The sequence below is a fragment of the Paraburkholderia sp. genome, assembly GCF_004298475.1.
Taxonomy (GTDB): Bacteria; Pseudomonadota; Gammaproteobacteria; order Burkholderiales; family Burkholderiaceae; genus Paraburkholderia; species Paraburkholderia denitrificans.
In genome coordinates this window covers 121648-143878 of the sequence record NZ_SCRP01000010.1, presented here as the reverse complement: position 1 = coordinate 143878, position 22231 = coordinate 121648, and the positions used below count along the sequence as shown (strand labels likewise).

The following is a 22231-nucleotide window of genomic DNA, read 5'->3' as shown; positions in this document are numbered from 1 at the left end:
CAACCTTACGATTCGCTTATATGGGCGCGCCGTCCCTGGGTACAAGGGCGGCGCCGGTGCTTGTGCAGCGGCGTGTGTCCGCGTGTGACTTTAGCTGCGTGCAAGTACGAATACGCCGATCAGGATGATGCCGATGCCGACGAGCCGCTGTACCGACAGTACCTCGCCGAACAGATACCACGCTGCGAAGGCGTTCACGACGTACCCGAGCGACAGCATCGGGTAGGCGATCGAGACGTCGACGCGAGACAGCCCGACGATCCACACGACCACGCTCACCACATAGCAACTCAGGCCGCCGATGATCGGCAGTTGCGTCGCGAGCTTCAGGCCGACGGGGAGAATGTTCGCACGGGTGAATTCGAAGTGTCCAACCGCATTGACACCGGCTTTCAGCAACAGTTGCGCGCACGCATTCAGGCCGACGCCGGCAAGGATGCAGAAGAGGGAAATCGGATTCATCGTAGGGAACGGCTCGACATAGGTATTGGGGATCGGTCTGGGGCGGCTCTGGTGACAAGGCACGCAACCGGCATGCAACCGCGTACGCAACAGCGCATGCGCCGAGGCGGAATTATCGCCGATGCGCGCCTGGCGCCGGCCGGCGCTCACGGTTCGGGTGATCTTTCGACCACCACGCGCCGCGCATCGCGTGCAACGACCCGCATCGGCAGGCCTTGCGCGGCCAGTTCGGTGTAGCGCTCCACCGGCATCAGGGCGAGCGCGTAGTGCTCGGCCTTCCAGCGCGTTTCCCACTCCTCGATCGTCGGCACCCATTTCTGCGGTTCCTCGGAAATGCCGAACGAAAGCTCGTCGGTCACCTGAACCATCGTCATGGTGTGGCGCACGTAGAACGGCATCGTGTGGTCGAGCACGCCCACCGAATAGAACGGCGTATCGGGCGGCATTCTGGCGATGGCCGCGCGTACGGCCGGGGCGAGCGGCGCGCCCGAGCTCAGCGTGCCGAAGGCATCGTGGCCGGTTCCGGCGATCGTCGCGAGCAACAGCCATGCCGTGCCGAGCGCGACGGCGCCGGTCGCGGGCGTGCGCGGCGCGCGGTTCAGCCAAAGGCCGATGGCCGTCACGACGAAGCCGACAGACGCCGCGGCGAACACCCACACCTGGAATTCGCGATAGAGCGCGTTCGGATTGCGGGCGTTGCCGAGGCGTGTCATGTAGAACGAGCCGAGCGCGACCGCGAGACAGAGGAACATGTAGCCCGCGAGGTGGCGGCGCCATTGCTCGCGGGTCATCAGCGGCAGGTACATGCCGATGAGGAGCGCAAGCGGCGGGGCGATCGGCAGTGTGTAGGAGATCAGCTTCGAGTGCGAAATGCTGAAGAACAGGAAGATAAAGACGCTCCAGACGAGCATCAGCGTGACGGGCGCGAAGCCGTTGGGCTGGCGCGGCGTGGCGCGTGCGTGGCGCAGGCTCTGCAGGCTCACCGAGAGCCACGGCAGAAAACCGACCAGGATCACCGGAATGAAGTACCAGAACGCGCCGGGGCGGTTCTGCTCCGGCGTGAGGTAGCGGCGGAACTGCTGGACGATGAAGAAGAAATTGAAGAACTCGGGATTGCGCTGCTGCACGAGGATGAACCACGGCGAGACGATCGCGAAGAACACGATCAGGCCGCTTGCGAGATAGAGGCGCTTCCAGAGCGCCCAGTCGCGTGCAATCAGCGTATAGAGGACGAGCACCGCGCCCGGCAGGATCAGGCCGATCAAGCCCTTCGAGAGCACCGCGAGCGCCATCGACCCCCAGCAGACCCACATCCACAGCCGCACCTGGCCCTTTGGCAGCCCCGGACGCTGGGCGAGCAGCAGTGCGCACAGCGTGAGCTGCATCCAGAACGACAGGGCCATGTCGAGCGTGTTGAAGTGGCCCATCAGATTCCAGTACGGCGCGGTGGCCAGTACGAGCGCCGCGAAGAAGCCGGTCGCCGCGTTGAATACGCGTGCGCCCGTGAAGCCGATCAACAGCACGCCCGCGAAGCCGGTGAGCGCGGTATAGAGCCGCGCCTGCCACTCGCCGATGCCGAACCACGCGAACGTGAGCGCGTTGGCCCAGGTCTGCAGCGGCGGTTTTTCGAAGTATTTGTAGGCGTTGTAGCGCGGCGTGATCCAGTCGCCGCTCGCGAGCATCTCGCGCGCCATTTCGGCGTAACGGCCTTCGTCGCTCGGCAGCAGGTGGCGCCAGCCGAGCGGCACGAACCAGATCAGGGCGAGTACGACGATCAGCAGCAGGATCGCAGCGCGGTTGAGCGGGGGCCTCGAAAGCGTTTCGTTCATTGGTTCCAGCCTGTTATTGCATTCGGGGTTCGATACGGCGCGCAAGTGTACGGCATCGCGCCTTAAGGCGCGATTAACCAGCGAGCTGGATCAGCGTTCGATCAGTGCTCGATGAGCAGTGCGGCGGCCACCCTGCGGCCCTCTGCCATCAGGATGTTGTAGGTGCGGCACGCGGCCTTGAGGTCCATCGCATCGACGCCGATCCGGTGCGCGGCCAGCGCCGCGGTCATGCGCGGATGCGGAAAGCGCAGCCGCTCGCCGCTGCCGAACAGGACGACCTCGGGGTCGAGGGCGAGCAGCATTTCGAAGAGTTCGGGGGTCAGGGCGTCGAACGCATTCACGGGCCAGGGAACGACCGGTGAGTCGGGAAAGACGATGATGCTGCCCTGGTGGCGTTCGAGATTGACTTCGACGTAGTCGGCGCCGTAACCGGTGACGGTATTGAGCGCGCCGCTTGAGTCCTGGTGTAGTTTCAAAACGATGTTCCGGGTTGTCGCGGTTCGATGAGCCGAGCGTTCGGATCTGGCCTCCCGCGCCTGTGCCCGCGCCCAAGTCTCTATCAGGACCGGCGGGCGGCGGTGCCGCGCTGCTCCGGCTCGCCCCGCGTGGCCGATGCGGCGTCGCGCGCATTGCTTGTGTGCATTGCGGAAGTTGGCCGAAATCCGCTAAATTATAACTTTTTAGCCGCTGCTGCGGCGCCCCTCGCCATGCGCGCCGTCTGTCACAAGCTGTACGGCGCTGCTGCGCAATCACCCGGCAACGGGCCCGGCCGCGACAAGGCCAGCCTCAGTCCGGGTCACTGTCAGGTCACCGCGCCCCGTGTCTTCTCCCGCTGAAGTGCCGGTCCGGCCGGCCGCAAAGCCGCAGCGCGTCTTCGCTATAGACGGTACAAATAACTGTTCGCCCGTCGTTCGGCCCAATTTAGCCCTTTTAACTGACTGCCCGCCGTGAAACCGATCCTCAAATCCAACAAACTGCAAAATGTCTGCTACGACATTCGCGGCCCGGTGCTCGAACATGCGAAGCGCCTCGAAGACGAAGGTCATCGCATCATCAAGCTGAATATCGGCAATCTCGCGCCGTTCGGCTTCGACGCGCCCGACGAGGTCATTCAGGACATGATCCTGAATCTGCCGGGCGCGTCGGGCTATTCGGACTCGAAGGGCGTGTTCGCCGCGCGCAAGGCGATCATGCATTACGCGCAGCAAAAGGGCGTCAAGGGCGTCGAGCTGGACGACATCTACATCGGCAACGGCGCGTCCGAGCTGATCGTGATGGCGATGCAGGCGCTGCTGAACGACGGCGACGAAGTGCTGCTGCCCGCGCCCGACTATCCGCTGTGGACGGCGGCGGTGAGCCTGTCCGGCGGCACGCCGGTTCACTACACGTGCGACGAGTCGAACGCCTGGATGCCCGATCTCGACGACATCCGCGCGAAGATCACGCCCAACACGCGCGCGCTCGTCGTCATCAACCCGAATAACCCGACCGGCGCGCTCTATTCGGACGACCTGCTGCGCGGGCTCGTTGCGCTCGCGCGCGAGTACGGCCTCATCATCTTCGCCGACGAGGTCTACGACAAGATCATCTACGACGGCAAGACCCACACGGCGCTCGGCGCGCTTTCCGAAGACGTGATCACGGTCACGCTCAACAGCCTCTCGAAGAGCTACCGCGCGTGCGGCTACCGCGCGGGCTGGATGTACATCTCGGGCATGACGGGCGAGAACCGCCGCCGCTCGAAGGACTACATCGAAGGGCTCGGCATCCTGTCCTCGATGCGCCTGTGCCCGAACGTGCCGGGCCAGTACGCGATCCAGACCGCGCTCGGCGGCTACCAGAGCATCAACGACCTGATCCTGCCGGGCGGGCGCCTGTATCGCCAGCGCGAGCTCGCGTACAACATGCTCACGGCGATTCCCGGCGTGAGCTGCGTGAAGCCGGAGGCGGCGCTCTATATGTTCCCGCGCCTCGACCCGAAGCTCTATCCGGTCGAGAACGACCAGCAGTTCATTCTCGATCTGCTCCTTCAGGAGCGCGTGCTGCTCGTGCAGGGCACCGGCTTCAACTGGAAGCAGCCCGACCACTTCCGCGTGGTGTTCCTGCCGAATATCGACGACCTGACCGACTCGATCAACCGCATCGAGCGGTTCCTCGCCGGTTACCGCAAAAAACACGGCACCTGAGAGCGCGGCACCTGAGGGCCACGGGCGCCACAGCATTCCCATTCACATACTTAAAAGACGAACACACGCGGCATGGAACCGATCAAAGTAGGTCTCTTGGGCTTCGGCACGGTGGGCAGCGGCACCTTCACGGTACTGCGCCGCAACCAGGAAGAAATCAAACGCCGCGCCGGCCGCGGCATCGAGGTCGCGCGCATCGCCGTGCGCGACCCGGCCAAGGCCGCCGCGCTGCTCGGCGACGCCGCCGGCACGGTGGACCTCACGACCGACTTCAATGCCGTCGTCGACGACCCGTCGATCGACATCGTGGCCGAAATGATCGGCGGCACCGGCATCGCGAAGGATCTCGTGCTGCGCGCCATCGCCAACGGCAAGCATGTCGTCACCGCGAACAAGGCGCTGCTGGCGGTCCACGGCACCGAGATCTTCGAGGCCGCGCGCACGCAGGGCGTGATGGTCGCGTTCGAAGCGGCGGTCGCGGGCGGCATCCCGATCATCAAGGCGCTGCGCGAAGGCCTCACGGCGAACCGCATCCAGTACATCGCGGGCATCATCAACGGCACGACCAATTACATCCTGTCGGAGATGCGCGAGCGCGGCCTGGATTTCGCGACGGCGCTCAAGGGCGCGCAGGAGCTGGGCTATGCCGAGGCCGATCCGACCTTCGACATCGAAGGCGTGGACGCCGCGCACAAGGCCACGATCATGAGCGCGATTGCGTTCGGCGTGCCGGTGCAGTTCGACAAGGCCTACATCGAAGGCATCAGCAAGCTCGACGCCATCGACATCAAGTACGCCGAGGAACTCGGCTACCGCATCAAGCTGCTCGGCATCGCGCGCCGCACCGACCACGGCATCGAACTGCGCACGCATCCCACGCTGATTCCGGCCAAGCGCCTGCTCGCGAACGTGGAAGGCGCGATGAACGCCGTCGTCGTGTATGGCGATGCTGTCGGATCGACGCTGTATTACGGCAAGGGCGCAGGCGCCGAGCCGACGGCATCGGCCGTGGTGGCCGACCTCGTGGACGTCACGCGCCTGCACACGGCAGACCCCGGGCATCGCGTGCCGCATCTCGCGTTCCAGCCCGACCGTCTTTCGAGCACGCCGATCCTGCCGATCGAGGAAGTCACGAGCGGCTACTACCTGCGCCTGCGCGTGGCCGACCAGACCGGCGTGATGGCCGACATCACGCGCATCCTCGCCGACAGCGGCATTTCGATCGACGCGCTCCTGCAAAAGGAATCGGAGCAGATCGACGCGCACGGCAAGGCGGAGACGGACATCATCCTGATCACGCACATCACCGTCGAAAAGAACGTGAACGCGGCGATCGGAAGGATCGAGAAGCTCGCGACCGTGAAGTCGTCGGTGACGAAGCTGCGCATGGAAGGACTGGACTAAGGGCAAGCCAATGAATTACGTATCGACGCGCGGCGCGGGTGCCGGCGAGCATCACGCATTTTCCGACATCCTGCTGGCGGGCCTGGCGCGCGACGGCGGGCTGTACCTGCCGTCGCAGTATCCGCAGATCGACAAGGAAGAGCTCGCGCGCTGGCGCGGCCTGCCGTACGCGGATCTCGCGTTCGAGATCCTCTCGAAGTTCTGCGACGACATTCCCGCCGATGACCTGCGCGACATCACGCGCCGCACCTACACGGCGGCGACCTACTGCAACGTGCGCCACGGCGAGGACGCGAGCCGGATCACGCCGCTCACCGTGCTCGGCGAAGAAAACGGCACGCAGCTTTCGCTGCTCGAACTCTCGAATGGTCCGACGCTCGCGTTCAAGGACATGGCGATGCAGCTGCTCGGCAACCTGTTCGAGTACGCGCTCGCGAAGGCCGGCCAGCAGCTGAACATTCTCGGCGCGACCTCCGGCGACACGGGCAGCGCCGCCGAATACGCGATGCGCGGCAAGAAGGGCGTGCGCGTGTTCATGCTCTCGCCGCACAAGAAGATGAGCGCGTTCCAGACCGCGCAGATGTTCAGCCTGCAGGACCCGAACATCTTCAACCTCGCGGTGGAAGGCGTGTTCGACGATTGCCAGGACATCGTGAAAGCCGTCTCGAACGATCACGCGTTCAAGGCGCAGCACAAGATCGGCACGGTGAATTCGATCAACTGGGCGCGTGTCGTCGCACAGGTCGTCTACTACTTCGCGGGCTACTTCGCCGCAACGAAGAGCAACGACGAGCGCGTGTCGTTCACCGTGCCGTCGGGCAACTTCGGCAACGTCTGCGCGGGCCACATCGCGCGCATGATGGGCCTGCCGATCGAAAAGCTCGTCGTCGCGACCAACGAGAACGACGTGCTCGACGAGTTCTTCCGCACCGGCATTTACCGCGTGCGCGGCTCGGCGGAAACGTGGCACACGAGCAGCCCGAGCATGGACATTTCGAAGGCGTCGAACTTCGAGCGCTTTGTCTTCGATCTGCTCGGCCGCGATCCGGCGCGCGTCGCGCAACTCTTTCGCGACGTCGAAGAAAAGGGCGGGTTCGACCTCGCAGCGAGCGGCGACTTCGCACGCGTCGCGCAGTTCGGATTCGTGTCGGGCAGCAGCAGCCATGACGACCGCGTCGCGACGATTCGCGACGTCTACACGCGCTATCGCACGATGATCGATACCCATACGGCGGACGGCGTGAAGGTCGCGCGCGAGCATCTGCAGCCGGGCGTGCCGATGATCGTGCTGGAGACGGCGCAGCCGATCAAGTTCGGCGAGACGATTCGCGAGGCGCTCGATCGGGAGGCGGAGCGCCCGGCCGCGTTTGCGGGGATCGAGTCGCTGCCGCAGCGCTTCGAGGTCGTCCCGGCGAACGCGCAACGGGTGAAGGACTACATCGCCGTTCGTACTGCGGACTGAGCGTGGACTGATCGCGTCGCCAGCCCGTGCAGGGCTGGCGGTGCAGCGTGCCAGGGACACGGCGCAATGCCGTGTCCGCGCCGCTACAATATTACGAGACCAACCGTTGCAGGCGGCCCGCGGGCCGTCTCCCACACGCTCCGATGTCCACTTCTCCTTCCAATGCTCCCGCCGCGCGCCCTCCGATGCTTTCCACCACCGATGCGCTTGCGACGCTGCTAGGCGCAGCGACGCCGATCGCGCTCGCCGGTCGCGGAACCGAAACGCTGCCGACACTCGATGCGTTGAACCGCGTGCTGACAGCCGATGTGGTGTCGCCGCTCGACGTGCCGCCGATGCACACGAGCGCAATGGACGGCTACGCGGTGCACGTTGCCGATCTCGCGCAGGGCAGCCGCCGTCTGCCGGTCTCGCAGCGCATTCCGGCGGGCCACGCGCCGCAGCCGCTGGCGGCGGGCACGGCGGCGCGCATCTTCACGGGCGCGACGGTGCCGCCCGGCGCGGATGCCGTCGTCATGCAGGAGCAGACCGAGATCGCCGATGGCGACGTGACATTTCTCCACACGCCGAAGGCGGGCGAGTGGATCACGGCACAGGGCGCCGACATCCGCAAGGGCTCGGTGATCCTGCCGGCCGGCACGCGGCTCACGCCGCAGGCGCTCGGGCTGGCGGCATCGGTGGGCTGCGCGACGCTCGACGTGGCGCGACGTCTGAAGGTCGCGGTGTTCTTCACCGGCGACGAACTGACGATGCCGGGCGAGCCGCTGCGTCCCGGCGCGATCTACAACTCGAACCGCTTCACGCTCAGCGGCCTGTTGCGCAACCTCGGCTGCGAGGTGAGCGATTACGGCATCGTGCCGGACCGGCTCGATGCGACGCGCGCAACGCTGCGCGAGGCGGCCAATGGGCACGATCTGATCCTGACCTGCGGGGGCGTATCGGTGGGCGAGGAGGATCACGTGAAACCGGCTGTCGAGGCCGAAGGGCGGCTCGCGATGTGGCAGATCGCGATGAAACCGGGCAAGCCGCTCGCGTTCGGCGCGGTGCGGCGCGGCGAGGTTCAGACGCAAACGCAGACTCAGCCACAGACGCAGGCAAATGCGGACGAGGCGTTCTTCATCGGCCTGCCGGGCAATCCTGTATCGAGTTTCGTCACCTTCTTGCTGTTCGTGCGGCCGTTCGTGCTGCGTCTGGCGGGTGCGGCCCATGTGAGCCCGCGTGCGCTGTCGCTGCGCGCCGATTTCACGCAGGCTAAGGGCGACCGCCGCAACGAGTTCCTGCGCGCGCGCGTGAATCCGGCGGGCGGGCTCGATCTGTTCCCGAACCAGAGTTCGGCGGTGCTGACCTCGACGGTCTGGGGCGACGGCCTCATCGACAATCCGCCGCATCATGCGATCAGCGCGGGCGAGACGGTGCGCTTCATTCCATTCACAGAATTGCTGTATTGAGCCGGACTTTATGAAGATCCAGTTGAGATTTTTTGCGAGCGTGCGCGAGGCGCTGGGCGTGGCCGAGGAATCGGTGACGGTGCCCGACGGCATCGCGACGGTGGGCGACGTGCGCGGCTGGCTGCGCGCGCGCGGCGGCGTCTGGGCGGAGGTGCTGGCGGAAGGCCGGGCGCTGCGCATGGCCTGCAATCACGTGATGACGGCGCCGGCCACGCGCATCACCGAGGGCTGCGAAGTGGCATTCTTCCCGCCGGTGACGGGCGGCTAAGGCGTAGAGGAGAGCGGCCATGCCCGTGCGCGTACAAACCGAAGATTTCGACCTGACGACCGAGGTCGCACAACTGCGAGCACGCAATCCGGCGATTGGCGCGGTGGCGTGCTTCGTCGGCACCGTGCGCGACCTCAACGAGGGCAGCACGGTTGCGACGATGGAACTGGAGCACTATCCCGGCATGACCGAGAAGGCGCTGGAGAGCATCGTTGCCGAAGCGCAGCGGCGCTGGCCGGGCATCGAGGTGCTGATCGTGCATCGGGTCGGCAAGCTTGCGCCGCTCGATCAGATCGTCCTCGTGGCGACGACGTCGATGCATCGCGGCGACGCTTTCTCTTCGTGCGAATTCGTGATGGATTATCTGAAGACCGAGGCGCCGTTCTGGAAGAAAGAAGAAACCCCGGACGGCGCGCGTTGGGTGGATGCCCGTGTGGCCGACGATGCGGCGCTCGCGCGCTGGGGCATCACCTCGGGGAACGTGGCGCCGGAGAAGGGCTGAGCGCGGCGCCAGCATCGGATGAAAGCGGCCTGGCCGGGTAGCCAGGCCGCTCGCGCATGAGTACGAGTTTCGCGGAATTGCAACTAACCGCCAGTCCTGCGAGCCGTGGCCGAGTGGCGAGGTGAGGTCAGCCCGCACGTTCCGCCTGGCCGACCTGCGTCTTGCCACCACGCGTATGGATCTGAACCCGTTCGCCAGTCCGTTATTCAGTGACCGTGCCCAGAACCCGCCGCGCGCTCGCGCGGCGCAATGCGCGTGAGCAGTGCCTGCTGTTCCGCCGGAATCGTGTAATTCCAGCCGAAGCGGCTCAACTGCAGGCTCTGCGCGATCCGCAGCGCGGGCTCCATGAACTGTATGGCCGCTGCGGGCCGGTAGCGCGACTCGACCGTATCGAGGAACAGGTACAGCCAGTGGCTGAAATGCCGCGGCTCGATGCCGGGCAGCGGCTGATGCGCCTGCTGCACATTGCCCTGGTACGTTTTGCTGCCGAGCACGAGGCTCGCCCAGAAGCGGCACATCTTCGGCAAATGGTCGTCCCACCGGCCAGCCAGCACGCCATCGAACACCGGGCCTAGCAGCGCGTCGCCGCGCACGCGGTCGTAGAACGCGTAGACGAGTTCGCGGATGTTGTCTTCGGTGGGTTCGGTGTGCCGGGTGTCGGCGGTGAGAGCGTCGGTAGTGGTCATCTTGCAGCGTGGCGAAAGCGAAAAATTGAACTGCCGTTGAATCGTGGGGATTCATGATATCGGACAAATGCGCAAACGTGCACACGTGACACATGTTAAGGTATGGACTTGACCGTCGTCGCCACTGCCGATCATGAAACTGACCGACTACACTGACTACTCGCTGCGCGTGATGCTGTACCTTGCTTTGCGCGGGGATGAACTCGCGACGATCCAGGAAATCTCGGACGCTTACGGCATTTCGAAGAATCATCTGATGAAAGTCGTCCAGCAGCTCAGCGAACTCGGCTGGGTGGACACGGTCCGCGGGCGCCACGGCGGGCTGCGCCTCGCGGCGAATTCGCTCTCGCTTTCCGTGGGCGAGGTGGTGCGGCAGACGGAAAACGACGTCGCGCTGGTCGGGTGTTTCCGCGACGACCGCACCGAGCGCGAATGCGTCATCGAACCCCATTGCCGCCTCAAGCACGCGCTGGTGGTCGCCCGCGCGGCGTTCTTCGCCGAACTCGACCGCCACACCATCGGCGAACTGGCGCAACCGACTGTGGAACTCGCCGGTCTGCTCGGCCTTGCACCGGTCGTCTTCATGCCGCTGCCGGAGAAACATCCGGCGTCACGTCATCCGTCGCGCGAACATTGATCGACGGCTGAATCTTCTGCTTCCAGAATGCGAATTTCGGGCGCCGCACTGAGCGCCGGAACGCGTTCGTGCGCCCGATTCAATAAATCGGAAAAAATGACGTATCTGGCGCTTGAAACTCGCACATCGCCCCTCAGATTTGGTGACAGTAAAGATACTGGAGGTCTCGTTCTAAATGAGAATCGACAAACTCACCACCAAGTTCCAGGAAGCCATTTCCGACGCGCAGAGCCTTGCCGTCGGCCACGATAACCAGTACATCGAACCCGTCCACCTGCTTGCCGCGCTCGTCGCGCAGCAGGACGGTTCCGCGCGCTCGCTGATGGCGCGCGCCGGCGTGCAGGTTCAGGCGCTGCAGAATGCGCTCAACGATGCGATCAGCCGCTTGCCGCAGGTGCGGGGCACCGACGGCAACGTGCAGATCGGCCGCGACCTGACCGGGCTGCTCAATCAGGCGGACAAGGAAGCCCAGAAGCTCAACGACACCTATATCGCGAGCGAGATGTTCCTGCTCGCCGTCGCGGAAGATCGCGGCGACGCGGGCCAGATCGCACGCAAGCACGGACTCACGCGCAAGGCGCTCGAAGCGGCGATCGTTTCGGTGCGCGGCGGCGCGCAGGTCAATAGCCAGGACGCGGAAAGCCAGCGCGAAGCGCTCAAGAAATATGCGATCGATCTGACCGAGCGTGCGCGGGCGGGCAAGCTCGACCCCGTGATCGGCCGCGACGATGAAATTCGCCGCTCGATCCAGATCCTGCAACGGCGCACGAAGAACAACCCGGTGCTGATCGGCGAGCCGGGCGTCGGCAAGACGGCGATCGTCGAGGGGCTCGCGCAGCGGATCGTCAACGGCGAAGTGCCCGAGACGCTCAAGGGCAAGCGCGTGCTCTCGCTCGACATGGCCGCGCTGCTCGCGGGCGCGAAGTATCGCGGCGAATTCGAAGAGCGCCTGAAGGCCGTGCTCAACGACATCGCGAAGGACGAAGGCCAGACCATCGTCTTCATCGACGAAATTCACACGATGGTCGGCGCAGGCAAGGCCGAAGGCGCGATGGATGCGGGCAACATGCTCAAGCCCGCGCTCTCGCGCGGCGAGCTGCACTGCATCGGCGCGACCACGCTCGACGAATATCGCAAGTACATCGAAAAGGATGCCGCGCTCGAACGCCGCTTCCAGAAGGTGCTCATCGACGAGCCGTCGGTCGAGGCGACCATCGCCATCCTGCGCGGTCTGCAGGAGAAGTACGAACTGCACCACGGCGTCGAAATCACGGACCCCGCGATTGTCGCGGCGGCGGAGCTGTCGCATCGTTACATCACCGATCGCTTCCTGCCGGACAAGGCCATCGACCTGATCGACGAAGCCGCGTCGAAGATCAAGATGGAAATCGACTCGAAGCCCGAGGAGATGGACAAGCTCGACCGGCGTCTCATCCAGTTGAAGATCGAGCGCGAAGCCGTCAAGAAGGAAAAGGACGAAGCCTCGCAAAAGCGTCTGCAACTGATCGAAGAAGAGATCGACCGGCTGAGCCTCGAATATAAGGATCTCGAAGAAATCTGGACCGCGGAGAAAGCCGCGGTGCAGGGCAGCGCGCAGATCAAGGAAGAGATCGACCGCGTGCGCGCCGATATCAACAAGCTCCAGCGCGAAGGCAAGCTCGAAAAGGTCGCCGAATTGCAGTACGGCAAGCTGCCGCAACTCGAATCGCAATTGAAGCAGGTGACGCAGGCCGAAGCGAACGAGCAGAACAACCCGACGCGTCCGCGTCTGTTGCGCACGCAAGTCGGCGCCGAGGAAATCGCCGAAGTCGTGTCGCGCTCGACCGGCATTCCTGTGTCGCGCATGATGCAGGGCGAACGCGAAAAGCTGTTGCAGATCGAGCAGAAGCTGCACGAGCGCGTGGTCGGGCAGGACGAGGCGATCACCGCTGTCGCCGATGCGATCCGCCGTTCGCGCGCGGGCCTCGCCGATCCGAACCGGCCGTACGGCTCGTTCCTGTTCCTCGGGCCGACGGGCGTCGGCAAGACCGAGCTGTGCAAGGCGCTCGCGGGCTTCCTGTTCGATTCGGAGGAGCACCTCATCCGCATCGACATGAGCGAGTTCATGGAGAAGCACAGCGTCGCGCGGCTGATCGGCGCGCCTCCGGGCTATGTCGGCTACGAGGAAGGCGGCTATCTCACCGAGGCCGTGCGCCGCAAGCCGTACAGCGTGATCCTGCTCGACGAAATCGAGAAGGCGCACCCGGATGTGTTCAACGTGCTGCTGCAAGTGCTCGACGACGGCCGCATGACCGATGGTCAGGGCCGCACCGTGGACTTCAAGAACACGGTGATCGTAATGACGTCGAACCTCGGTTCGCACCTCATCCAGTCGATGGCGGGCGAACCGCAGGACGCGGTGAAGGACGCGGTGTGGGGCGAAGTGAAACTGCAGTTCCGCCCCGAGTTCCTGAACCGGATCGACGAGGTCGTGGTGTTCCATGCGCTCGATCGCGCGAACATCCAGTCGATCGCGAAGATCCAGTTGCAGCGTCTGCGCGAGCGTTTGGAGAAGCTCGACATGGAGCTCATGGTGTCGGACGAGGCGCTGGATCAGATCGCCAAGGTCGGCTACGACCCGCTGTTCGGTGCGCGGCCGCTCAAGCGCGCGCTCCAGCAGGAGATCGAGAATCCGGTCGCCAAGCTGATTCTCGCGGGCAAGTTCGGGCCGAAGGATGTGATTCCGGTCGACATCCACAACGGCCAGTTCGTGTTCGAACGCGTCATGCACTAGGCGCGCCGCCGCCAGCAAAAAGGGCAACGGAATTTTTCCGTTGCCCTTTTTTCATGCCCGTGCGCGGGAACGCGCAGCTTATGAAGACTTGTTGCCGCCGAACAGGGAAGCGAGGTTGCCGAGCGTGCCGAGTACGTTGCTGGTGTTGATCTGGCCATCGGCGGGCACTTCACCGTTGGGCGTGGCCGCATTGACGACGTGCGGCAGGACCTGGGCGAGCAGGCCGCTCACCTGATCCGGCTGGATGCCGGCCTTCTGCGCGAGGCCGGTAACGACGTCGGAGCCGAGGACGTTGTGCAGCTGATCCGGCGAAATCGCCTGATTGTCGCCGGTGCCGACCCACGATTGCACGACGTCGCCGAGGCCGCCTTGCTGGAACTTCTGGATGAGGCCGTTCAGGCCGCCCGGCTGGTTGTTGACGAATTCGGTCGCCATCGCGATGAGCTGGGCCTGGTTGCCGCCAGGCTGTTGCGACGATGAACCGAACAGGGAACCGAGGGTATCTAGCAGACTCATGACGTTCTCTCAGGGTGATGGCCGCGCGGGGGGCGAGGCCGAAAATCGGGCGGCACACGCAAGGTGTGCCGTACGTTGCGGACCGGCATCGGCACCATTGGCACAAGCGGCACCATTAGTACCAGCGGCCTGAGCCGGAATCCGCCAACAGACAGGCGCAGGAAATCAGGCGCCTGAAGCGGCTGCATCGGACGCAGCCTTGCTCTTCTTCGACTTGCCGGACTTCTTCGCCTTGGGTTCCGAAGCGGCCCCCGGCGCGGAGGCAGCGGTGCCGGCTTTGGCTGCGCTCGCGGCTTCGGCGGCCTTTTCCTTCTTGCTCATGTGCTTCGGCTTGCCTGCGTTCGCGGCCGATGCCGCTTGCGGCGCGGTTGCCACCGCACCCGTCTGAGCCGATGTCGTCGGATTCGGCGCGGTGCCCGTCGTGGCTGCAGCGGCTGGAGCGGCGCTGGTGGCCGCCTTGCCGCCCTTCGTCGTCGCGGTCGTCTTGCCGCTCGGCGGCGCCGACGATCCGTTGATCGTCAGGCCCGCAGCTTCGAGGTTCAGGATCGACTTCGAACCGATGCCCTTGACGCGGTTCACGAGATCGTCGGCATCTTTGAACGGACCGTGTTTCGCGCGTTCGTCGAGGATTGCCTTTGCGTGGGCCGGGCCGATGCCCTTGACGGATTCGAGCGCGGTTTCATCCGCGGTGTTCACCTCCACGGCGCTCGCCATCAGCGCGGACAGCGACAGCCCAAGTGCGACCAGCAACATCAGCAGCTTTTTCAGCATGACAATCACTCCATTGAGGGCAAATTCTGTAAGCCGGGAACGGACGACGCATCTGCATCTATTGGGTGTGCTGCGCTACAAGGATAGGACAGTTGGCGTATCCGTGGACGGGAAGCGCTCCGATTCTACCGGTCGCTTCGTGACGAATCATTCGCGCTGTGCAGTCTTCGACGCTTCTGCGCATTGTGCACGCGCCGGATGCGGGGCTGCAACGGCGGCGCAGACGCGATGGGGTGCGCAGGGTGAATTACTGCCCCGCGACGCCGCTCGCGCGCGCATGCCGCACGCTCACGCGCGACAGATAAACCGCGAGCCCGGCACCGGCGATCACAAGGCTCGCCATGTTGGCGAGCCAGAAGCCGCGTGCACCGGTGGCCCAGTCGGGGAGCGTGCCGATCACGTTGAAACCGAGCGCATAGCCTCCGCCGAGCCCGACGCCCCAGAGCGCGACCGCATAGATCACGGTCGGCACGACGACGACCTTGTAGGCGCGCAGCGCAAACGCCGTCGTGACCTGGAGCGCATCGAACACGTGATAGAGCGCGACGATCGCCATGAGCGGCATGGCGGCGACGGCCACGGCGGGGTCCGGCGTATAGCCGCCGATGATGAGCGGCCGCAGCACGAACACAGCCAGCGCGAAGCAGCACGCGATCGTCACGGCGGTGGCAATGCCGTGCCGCGCGAGCGTGCGCGCCTCGGCGGGCCGGTTGCCGCCGAGCGCCTGGGCGACGAGCGTCGAGGTTGCGACGCCGATCGAGAGCGGTGTCATGTACAGCACTGCGCCGAGATTGCCCGCGATCTGGTGACCCGCGAGCGTCGTCGTGCCGAGCCGCGCGATGAAGATCGCCATGAAGGTGTACGACGTCACCTCGATCAGATACGAGAGCCCCATCGGAATGCCGAGCTTGAGCAGTTCCGCCTGACGCCTCCAGCTCGGCCAGCAGAGGTGCCTGAAGATGCCGAACGGCGCGAACACGTCGAGTTTCGTCATCATGACGGCGGCGAGGATGGCGAGCGCCCAGTTGAGCGTCGTGCTCGCGAGCGCGCAGCCCGGGCCGCCGAGCGCACTCACGCCGAGCCCGCCGAAGATGAGCCAGCGATTGAGCAGCACCTTCAGCACGAGCGCGCCCACCTGCAGGATCATCACGAGTCGCGGCCGACCGACTGCATTGGCGAGCGAGCTGTAGATGCGAAACAGCAGGCCGGCAGGCAGCCCGAACGCGAGCACCCGCAGATACTCGACGGTGCGCTCGCGCAGCGCGACGGGTGCGTGCGCGAGATCGAGCAGCGGATCGGGAAAATAGAGGATCGTGCAACCGATCACCGCGAGCACGAGCGCGAGCCAGAATGACTGGCGCACTTCTTCGCCGATCTCGCCGTCGCGCTGCGCGCCGTAGAGTTGCGCAGCGATGGGCTGCAGCGCGGTCAGGATGCCGGTGAGGCTGATGTAGACGGAGACATAGATCGACGAGCCGAGTCCGAGCGCCGCGAGGTCGAGCGCCGAGTAACGCCCGACCATCGCCGTATCGATCACGCCGAACGCGATGATCGCGAGCTGGCCGATCAGGACCGGCCAGGCGAGTCCGGCGATGCGGCGGACGTCGCTGGCGAAGGTGCCTGCGACTGTGCCTGCGACGGTGCCAGGCACGGCGCCCTCAGTCCGGGCGCTTGCGCCAGACGCGGCGCTTCGGCGGAGTCTGCGGCCGGTCGATGCGCACATACAGGCGGAATTGCTCGTCGCGGTCGGCGGCGCGGCGGCTTTCCCAGACGAGCTTCCATGCATAGTTCGGCGGCGAAGTGGGCGCGCCGTAGGCCGGGGTGTCCTGGCGCAGGATCACGTCGCAATCGTCGTTGAACGAGAAGTGCATCTTGCCGAAGTAGGCGAAGGTCGCGATCTGGGCATCGCCGAGCCGGACCGGGGAGATGCACGCGTAGTCGGCGGGCAGGTGGGCGGCGATCTGCTGCGCGACGTCGCGATACGTCCGGCTGAAGTTGACGACGGGCAGCCAGAGCGTCATCAGCAGGACCCACATCAGGGTCGTGCCGGCGCTCGAGAGCACGATGCTGCGCCACAACACCTTCGGATGCCGCGACACGCGCCACTGGACGAGTCCTATCCAGAAGAGCGTCACGACGACGGCGCACGCGAACGAGAGGAAATTGAACTGCGGCGAGAAACCGGGCGCGAGGCGCGCGAGATTGCGGGCGAGCGGAGCCGGAAAGCCGGTCATGCCCGCGAGCCACACGAGCCAGACGAACGTGCTGAGGATCGTGAAGCTCAGTACGGCGAACCAGTCGATGGCGTTGATCGCGCCGCGCTTGAGCGTGGGCAGCGCGAACGCGGCCAGCACCGACAGCGCGGGCAGCACGATCATGAAGATGCGGTTCGTCTCGTGGCTCTGCACGGCGATGAGCAGCAATAGCGGCAGGATGACAGACAGTGGAATGGCGACGTGCGGCGCGCGGCGCAGGCCCGCCCAGCTAAACCAGGCCCATAAGGCGAGCGGCCATGCGGGCCACGTGAAGAGCGGCAGGTTCTTGGCGGCGTAACGCAGCACGAAGCCCGGCGGCCCCGAGAAGGCGTTGACGCTCGACCTGATCCACTGGTTGAGGAACCACGCGGCGTCGTCGGGATAACGCTGCAGCGCGAGGATCGGCCACGACGCCGCGATGATCAGCGCGACCGGCAATCCGGCCACGAGCAGCCAGTGCGAGCGCGTCCTCGGTGCGACGACGAGCATCACGAGCGTGCCGGCCAGCAGCGCGCCCGCCTGCACCAGATCGCTCGAGAGCGCCACGACGCCGAGCGCGAAACCCCACCAGAGCGCGCCCTGAACAGGTTTATCGATCGCACGCACGACGCCGTACAGCAACATCGCCATGCCGGCGAACTGCATGAGCTGCGGCGTCGTTTCGTGGCCGCGCTCGGCGAGGCCGAAGCATGCGAGCAGGATCAGGAGCGCGCCGTCGGCGAGCGTGCGGCCGTAGTCGCGCGGTTCGGGCTCGCCGCCGAATGCGTATTTGAATGGCTGGACTTCGGGGCGGCGGCCCAGCAGATACGCGCTGTACCAGACGAACGCGCAGGCGAGACAGAACAGCAACCCGGTGGCGATGCGCGACGCATTGCTCGCGTCCACCCACGGCGCGAAGACGCGGATGCAGAGCGCGCCGAGCCAATAGCCGAGCGGACCGTTTTCGGTGGCGTACTTGCCGACGAGGTTCGGCAGCAGCCAGTCGTGAGACGTGCCGCCCGCCATGGTCCACATCACGCCGAAGCCGGCTGCGTCCTCGTTTTTCCATGGATCGCGGCCAAACAGGCCGAACGACGCGAACGCGATACAGATAGCCAGCAACACCCAGCGCGGCAGGGCGCTGGTGGCGGAGGCGGTCAGTCGAATGGCTGGCTTCATTCAGTGCGAAAAAAACGGATAAGCGGACCGGCTTGCGCAGCCTGGTGGCGTGTCGACCGCGCCACGACTGCACGGCAGCGGCAAGCCGGGGTGCTGCAGCGATTGCGGATCGCCCGGTTCACCGGGATTCGGGCCGCAGGACGTGACGCTCGCGCTGGAGCGGGCGGGGGGCGAAGCATCCGGCATTCTAGCCGGGTGAGCCGCAGCGCGTCACGTTGAGCGTTGCTTCGAAGTTGCGTGGAAGTTGCGTCGGATCGCAATCCGGCAACGTTATGACGCGCGCGTTGCTTGATGTTGCCTGGTGTTGCCTGGCGTTGCGGACGCAGTCAATAGTGGCGGCAACAAAAAAGGGCAGCGACCGCTGCCCTTTTTGCTCCGGGACCGGCGCGAAGGCCGGTTCAGGTGAACTGCGAGGTGATTCGCGAAATTTACTTCGCGACCTTGCCCGTGGCGCGTGCGCCGAACTTCTTGTTGAACTTCTCGACACGGCCGGCCGTGTCCATGATCTTTTGCGTGCCCGTGTAGAACGGATGCGATTCCGACGACACTTCGATCTTCGCGAGCGGGTACGTCTTGCCGTTGAATTCGGCGGTTTCGCGCGTCTGGATGGTCGAGCGGGTCACGAACCTGAAGTCGTTCGAAACGTCGACGAACAGGACTTCGCGGTAATCCGGGTGAATGCCTTCTTTCATGGTTTGTCCTTAAATCTGGCGGTAGCCAACCCGCGCGCCCGCAATTCACGTGCAACCCTGCACGCGCAACTGCTTGTAACAATCGCTTGCGACAAAAAATAAAGCGCGAGCCACTTGCCCAAGGTCGAAAAACGACGATTATGCCAGAAAATCAGTCTGTTGGCGAATTTTTGCGGTGCTACTCGCCGAAACCGGCGAGGGCGCCGACTCTCGCCGGGTCCTGCCGGTAATAACGGGCGAGCAGCCGGTAAAGCTCGGGATACTCGGACTCGAATTCGTGCGGCTTCACAAACAGGGCTTCGCTGCACACGGCGAAAAACTCCGACGGGTGATCGGCCGCATAGGGATCGATCAGCGCTTCGCGCTCGAAGCGCGCCCAGCGCCGCTGCGGCACGGCATCGACTTTCGCACAAAACTGGTCGTAGGCGTTGTCGAAGACGTCGGCCCAGGCGTGCGCGTCGAGCGGCGCGTGCCAGCGGCGAAAAAGCGGTGGATGACCGTCCGCCTCGCCGTTCACCATGTCGATCTTGTGCGCGAACTCGTGGATTACGACGTTGTAGGCGTCGGCGCCGCCGGTCATCTGCGCGTCTTCCCACGAGAGGATCACCGGACCGCCTTCCCATGCTTCGCCGCTCGCGTCCTGCTCGACTTCGTGAATCACGCCGTCCTCGTCCTCGACGGTCTTGCGGATCACGAACTCGCCCGGATACACGATCACGCCGACCCAGCCGCGATACAGATCGAGCGACAGGTTCAGCACCGGCAGCGATGCCTGTACGGCAATCGCGACCGTCATGCGGTCGGTCAGTTCGAGATCGTGCGCGGTCGAAAATTCCTTTTGCGCGAGGAAGAGGCTCGTCAGCTCGCGCAGGCGCGCGAGATCGGCGGCATCGAGATGCGCGAGGAACGGCAGGCCGTCGAGCGTGGCCTGCCAGAGCGCGTCGTCGATCGCGTGCGTGCGCAACGCCTTGTCGCGGCGGCGCGTGCCGAACCACTGGGACAGTTTCGATAGCATCGCCGGGTTGCGTCGTGAGGTGCGTGAGTTGGCGTGAGAGGGTCAGTCGATCTGCTTCTGGCAGGCTGCAAAGATACCACCGCAGATGGCCACGCCGATGAGGAAATAAAACCCGTCGAGCGAACTCAGGAAGCTCGCCTGCTGCGCGACCATGCGGTTGATCTCCACGATTGCGAGGCCGTATGCTTCGCCGGGCGTGTTGCCAAGGGCTTCGAAACCGTGCGTCAGCTTCGCAAGGGTGTTCTGGAACGCGGGATTGAACGGATTCACCGATTCCGCGAGCCGCGACTGGTGCAGCGCGAGCCGATGCTGCTCGACGATGATGACCGTGGCCGTGGCGAACGAGATCGTCAACTGCCGGACGATGTTCTTGAGGCGATAGCCGTGCGTGAACTCCTCGATCGCGAAGATGCTGAACGTGACGTTCGCGACCGGCGCCACGATGAAGAGCAGGAGAAGGCCGCGCAGCAGCAATGGTGCGATGAGCCGCGATTCGCTGACGTCGGGCGGCATCCGCGTCATCCAGAAAGCGACAAGGGCCGCGAGCGCGAAGCCGGGCACGATGATCCATTTCTTGCGTGTCAGGCGTTTCGCGTAGCGGAAGTACAGGAGCAGTGCAGAAGCTGAAACGAGCGACGTGATGCCGGTGAGCCGACCCGCGTTTTCCACCGGATAGTTGAGGCCGCCTTCGAGAAAGCGTGAGATCAGGTAGCTGAGCGCCGTGCTTTGATAGTAGTAAATCATGTAGAGCAGCAGGCCGACCTGAAAGGTCTTTTCGCGTAGCGCATGCAGCCGCACGAGCGGTTTGGGGTGATGCCACTGATGCCAGCCGAACCATGCGAGCGAGCCGATACCGGCCACGGTCAGCACGACCAGCTCGGGGGACCGGCTGAACAGCTCGAAGCGAACCTGTTGCATGGCGATCTGGAGCGCGCCCTGCGCGAACGCGAAGACGATGTACGGCCAGAAATGCGACTCTCCGCGTTCCTCGGGCTCCACATGACCCGAGTCGGGCAGGGCGAAAAACGCGAGTGCGGCGAACAGAACGCCCGCGGGCGCGGTACAGGCGAAGAGCGCACGCCAGTCGAAATGCGAAACGAGCAGGCCACCGGCGAGCGGCGCGAGCGCGGTGGAGAGCACGAGCATCGAGAGAAACGCGCGCGTGGCCGGCGGGCGCTGCTGCGGCGTGAAACTGCTCTGGATGAGGATGCGGCAAGTGCCCATGATCGGGCCGATGAAGTAACCCTGAAAGCCGCGCGCGAAGGCGAGCTCGGACGACGATGCGCAGAGCGCGGCGATTACGGCGCCCGCCGCGTAGAGCAGCAGGCAACTGCTCACGTAGCGCCGGTAGCCGACGCGCTCGACCCACCATTGCTGCTGCAGGATGCCGAGCACGGCCGCGACGGCGTACGTGCTCGACGACCAGACGAGTTCATCGGGAGAGGCGTTGATGCCGCCTGCGATATAGCTTGCGAAGAAGGAAAAGATCGCGTTGTCGAAGTAATCGAGACCGGTTGCGAGCGCAAGCACCCACGGGAAAAAATCGCCCCGCAGCCGCTCGCCGCTGAAGAGCGGTTGGCGCGATCCGGTGGCGTTCATGAAGGGGCGTCGCCGTTTCCGGCCGTGGTCCGGCGTCGCCCGCTGCCCGCGCGGCGGCGTTTCTTTGCGGCGAGCCGCTCTTCGATCACCGCCTCGTAAGGCACGCCCGCGAGGCGCTTGGTCAGGTAATCGAGGTCGTCCGCGAGTTCGGCGCGCACGGTCTGCGCTTCCTTGAGTTCGCGCCGCACGGCGGCGATGCGCGCGTCGAGCGTATCGATCTGCTGCGCCAGGGCATCGGCGATATGCTGAAGCGAATCCTGCGAGTAACGCCGGCGGCCATCGACGGCAGATTCGAGCGGGCGTTTGAGCATCTCCGCGATGCCGTGCAGCGAAAAACCCAGCGAGCGCAACCGCAGGATGCGCGCGAACTGTTCGAGGTTCTGCTCGTCGTAGAGGCGGTAGCGGCCTTCGCTGCGCGTGGGCGTGACGAGACCGCGCTCCTCGTAATACTTGAGCGTGCGCGGCGTGACGTTCAACCGGAGTGCGGCGTCGCCAACGGTGAGCAGCGCGGGGGAGTCAGTGGGGGAATTCGTGTGGGGGGATTTAGCCATCGATGATGCGGGCACGG

The 22231-nt window shown here is 65.0% G+C and carries 20 protein-coding genes; 8 read left to right on the top strand and 12 right to left on the bottom strand.

What is annotated here, in order from left to right; all coding sequences use genetic code 11:
* Positions 1–90: 90 nt before the first annotated feature.
* From EPN59_RS06000 to EPN59_RS05990, 3 genes are all read right to left on the bottom strand, one after another.
* Positions 91–462, bottom strand: a complete 372-nt coding sequence (locus EPN59_RS06000; RefSeq protein ID WP_293035876.1) for an SMR family transporter — start codon at positions 460–462, stop codon at positions 91–93.
* A 146-nt stretch (positions 463–608) separates the two neighbouring features.
* Positions 609–2291 carry a glycosyltransferase family 39 protein gene (locus tag EPN59_RS05995; RefSeq protein ID WP_293035878.1) on the bottom strand — a complete coding sequence of 561 codons (1683 nt, stop codon included), beginning with the start codon at positions 2289–2291 and terminating at the stop codon, positions 609–611.
* A gap of 101 nt (positions 2292–2392) precedes the next feature.
* Positions 2393–2767 (bottom strand): Mth938-like domain-containing protein, encoded by a 375-nt coding sequence (locus EPN59_RS05990; protein WP_293035880.1) that lies wholly within the window; start codon positions 2765–2767, stop codon positions 2393–2395.
* A 462-nt stretch (positions 2768–3229) separates the two neighbouring features.
* Between EPN59_RS05990 and EPN59_RS05985 the strand changes: the two genes are divergently transcribed.
* From EPN59_RS05985 to EPN59_RS05960, 6 genes are all read left to right on the top strand, one after another.
* Positions 3230–4477: a pyridoxal phosphate-dependent aminotransferase gene (locus tag EPN59_RS05985; protein ID WP_293035934.1), complete on the top strand. Its 1248-nt coding sequence runs from the start codon at positions 3230–3232 to the stop codon at positions 4475–4477.
* A 72-nt stretch (positions 4478–4549) separates the two neighbouring features.
* Complete coding sequence (locus tag EPN59_RS05980; RefSeq protein WP_293035882.1) at positions 4550–5881, top strand: homoserine dehydrogenase; 1332 nt, start codon at positions 4550–4552, stop codon at positions 5879–5881.
* Between the two features lie 10 nt (positions 5882–5891).
* Entirely contained in the window at positions 5892–7343 is a 1452-nt protein-coding gene (gene thrC, locus EPN59_RS05975) for a threonine synthase (RefSeq protein ID WP_293035884.1), read from the top strand.
* A gap of 185 nt (positions 7344–7528) precedes the next feature.
* Positions 7529–8791, top strand: a complete 1263-nt coding sequence (gene glp / locus EPN59_RS05970; protein WP_293035886.1) for a gephyrin-like molybdotransferase Glp — start codon at positions 7529–7531, stop codon at positions 8789–8791.
* Positions 8792–8801: 10 nt separating this feature from the next.
* Positions 8802–9059 carry a molybdopterin converting factor subunit 1 gene (gene moaD / locus EPN59_RS05965; protein ID WP_293035888.1) on the top strand — a complete coding sequence of 86 codons (258 nt, stop codon included), beginning with the start codon at positions 8802–8804 and terminating at the stop codon, positions 9057–9059.
* Between the two features lie 19 nt (positions 9060–9078).
* A complete protein-coding gene (locus EPN59_RS05960) occupies positions 9079–9561 on the top strand; it encodes a molybdenum cofactor biosynthesis protein MoaE (protein WP_293035890.1) in 483 nt (160 codons plus the stop codon).
* A gap of 206 nt (positions 9562–9767) precedes the next feature.
* Here the strand turns inward: EPN59_RS05960 and EPN59_RS05955 are convergent, their stop codons facing one another.
* Complete coding sequence (locus EPN59_RS05955; protein WP_293035892.1) at positions 9768–10247, bottom strand: group III truncated hemoglobin; 480 nt, start codon at positions 10245–10247, stop codon at positions 9768–9770.
* A gap of 133 nt (positions 10248–10380) precedes the next feature.
* Here EPN59_RS05955 and EPN59_RS05950 point away from each other — a divergent pair, with 133 nt between their 5' ends.
* Both EPN59_RS05950 and clpB read left to right on the top strand, forming a co-directional pair.
* Positions 10381–10884 (top strand): Rrf2 family transcriptional regulator, encoded by a 504-nt coding sequence (locus EPN59_RS05950; protein ID WP_293035894.1) that lies wholly within the window; start codon positions 10381–10383, stop codon positions 10882–10884.
* 175 nt (positions 10885–11059) lie between these two features.
* Positions 11060–13657 (top strand): ATP-dependent chaperone ClpB, encoded by a 2598-nt coding sequence (clpB, locus tag EPN59_RS05945; protein ID WP_293045702.1) that lies wholly within the window; start codon positions 11060–11062, stop codon positions 13655–13657.
* A gap of 78 nt (positions 13658–13735) precedes the next feature.
* On the opposite strand, the gene EPN59_RS05940 is transcribed toward clpB, so the two are convergent.
* The 8 genes from EPN59_RS05940 to EPN59_RS05905 all read right to left on the bottom strand — a co-directional run bounded on the left by EPN59_RS05940 (position 13736) and on the right by EPN59_RS05905 (position 22214).
* Positions 13736–14173, bottom strand: coding sequence for a YidB family protein (locus tag EPN59_RS05940; RefSeq protein WP_293035898.1), 438 nt, complete (start codon positions 14171–14173; stop codon positions 13736–13738).
* Positions 14174–14338: 165 nt separating this feature from the next.
* On the bottom strand, positions 14339–14944 hold the full coding sequence (locus EPN59_RS05935; protein ID WP_293035900.1) for a helix-hairpin-helix domain-containing protein: 606 nt from the start codon (positions 14942–14944) through the stop codon (positions 14339–14341).
* A gap of 247 nt (positions 14945–15191) precedes the next feature.
* A complete protein-coding gene (locus EPN59_RS05930; protein WP_293035902.1) occupies positions 15192–16595 on the bottom strand; it encodes an MATE family efflux transporter in 1404 nt (467 codons plus the stop codon).
* A gap of 7 nt (positions 16596–16602) precedes the next feature.
* A complete protein-coding gene (locus tag EPN59_RS05925) occupies positions 16603–18357 on the bottom strand; it encodes a glycosyltransferase family 39 protein (protein ID WP_293035904.1) in 1755 nt (584 codons plus the stop codon).
* 428 nt (positions 18358–18785) lie between these two features.
* Positions 18786–19049 carry a type B 50S ribosomal protein L31 gene (locus tag EPN59_RS05920; protein ID WP_293035906.1) on the bottom strand — a complete coding sequence of 88 codons (264 nt, stop codon included), beginning with the start codon at positions 19047–19049 and terminating at the stop codon, positions 18786–18788.
* 178 nt (positions 19050–19227) lie between these two features.
* A complete protein-coding gene (locus EPN59_RS05915; protein WP_293035908.1) occupies positions 19228–20064 on the bottom strand; it encodes a M90 family metallopeptidase in 837 nt (278 codons plus the stop codon).
* Positions 20065–20106: 42 nt separating this feature from the next.
* A complete protein-coding gene (locus EPN59_RS05910; protein WP_293035910.1) occupies positions 20107–21663 on the bottom strand; it encodes an MFS transporter in 1557 nt (518 codons plus the stop codon).
* On the bottom strand, positions 21660–22214 hold the full coding sequence (locus tag EPN59_RS05905; RefSeq protein ID WP_293035912.1) for a MerR family transcriptional regulator: 555 nt from the start codon (positions 22212–22214) through the stop codon (positions 21660–21662). The genes EPN59_RS05910 and EPN59_RS05905 overlap by 4 nt, the downstream gene beginning before the upstream one ends.
* Positions 22215–22231: the final 17 nt, after the last annotated feature.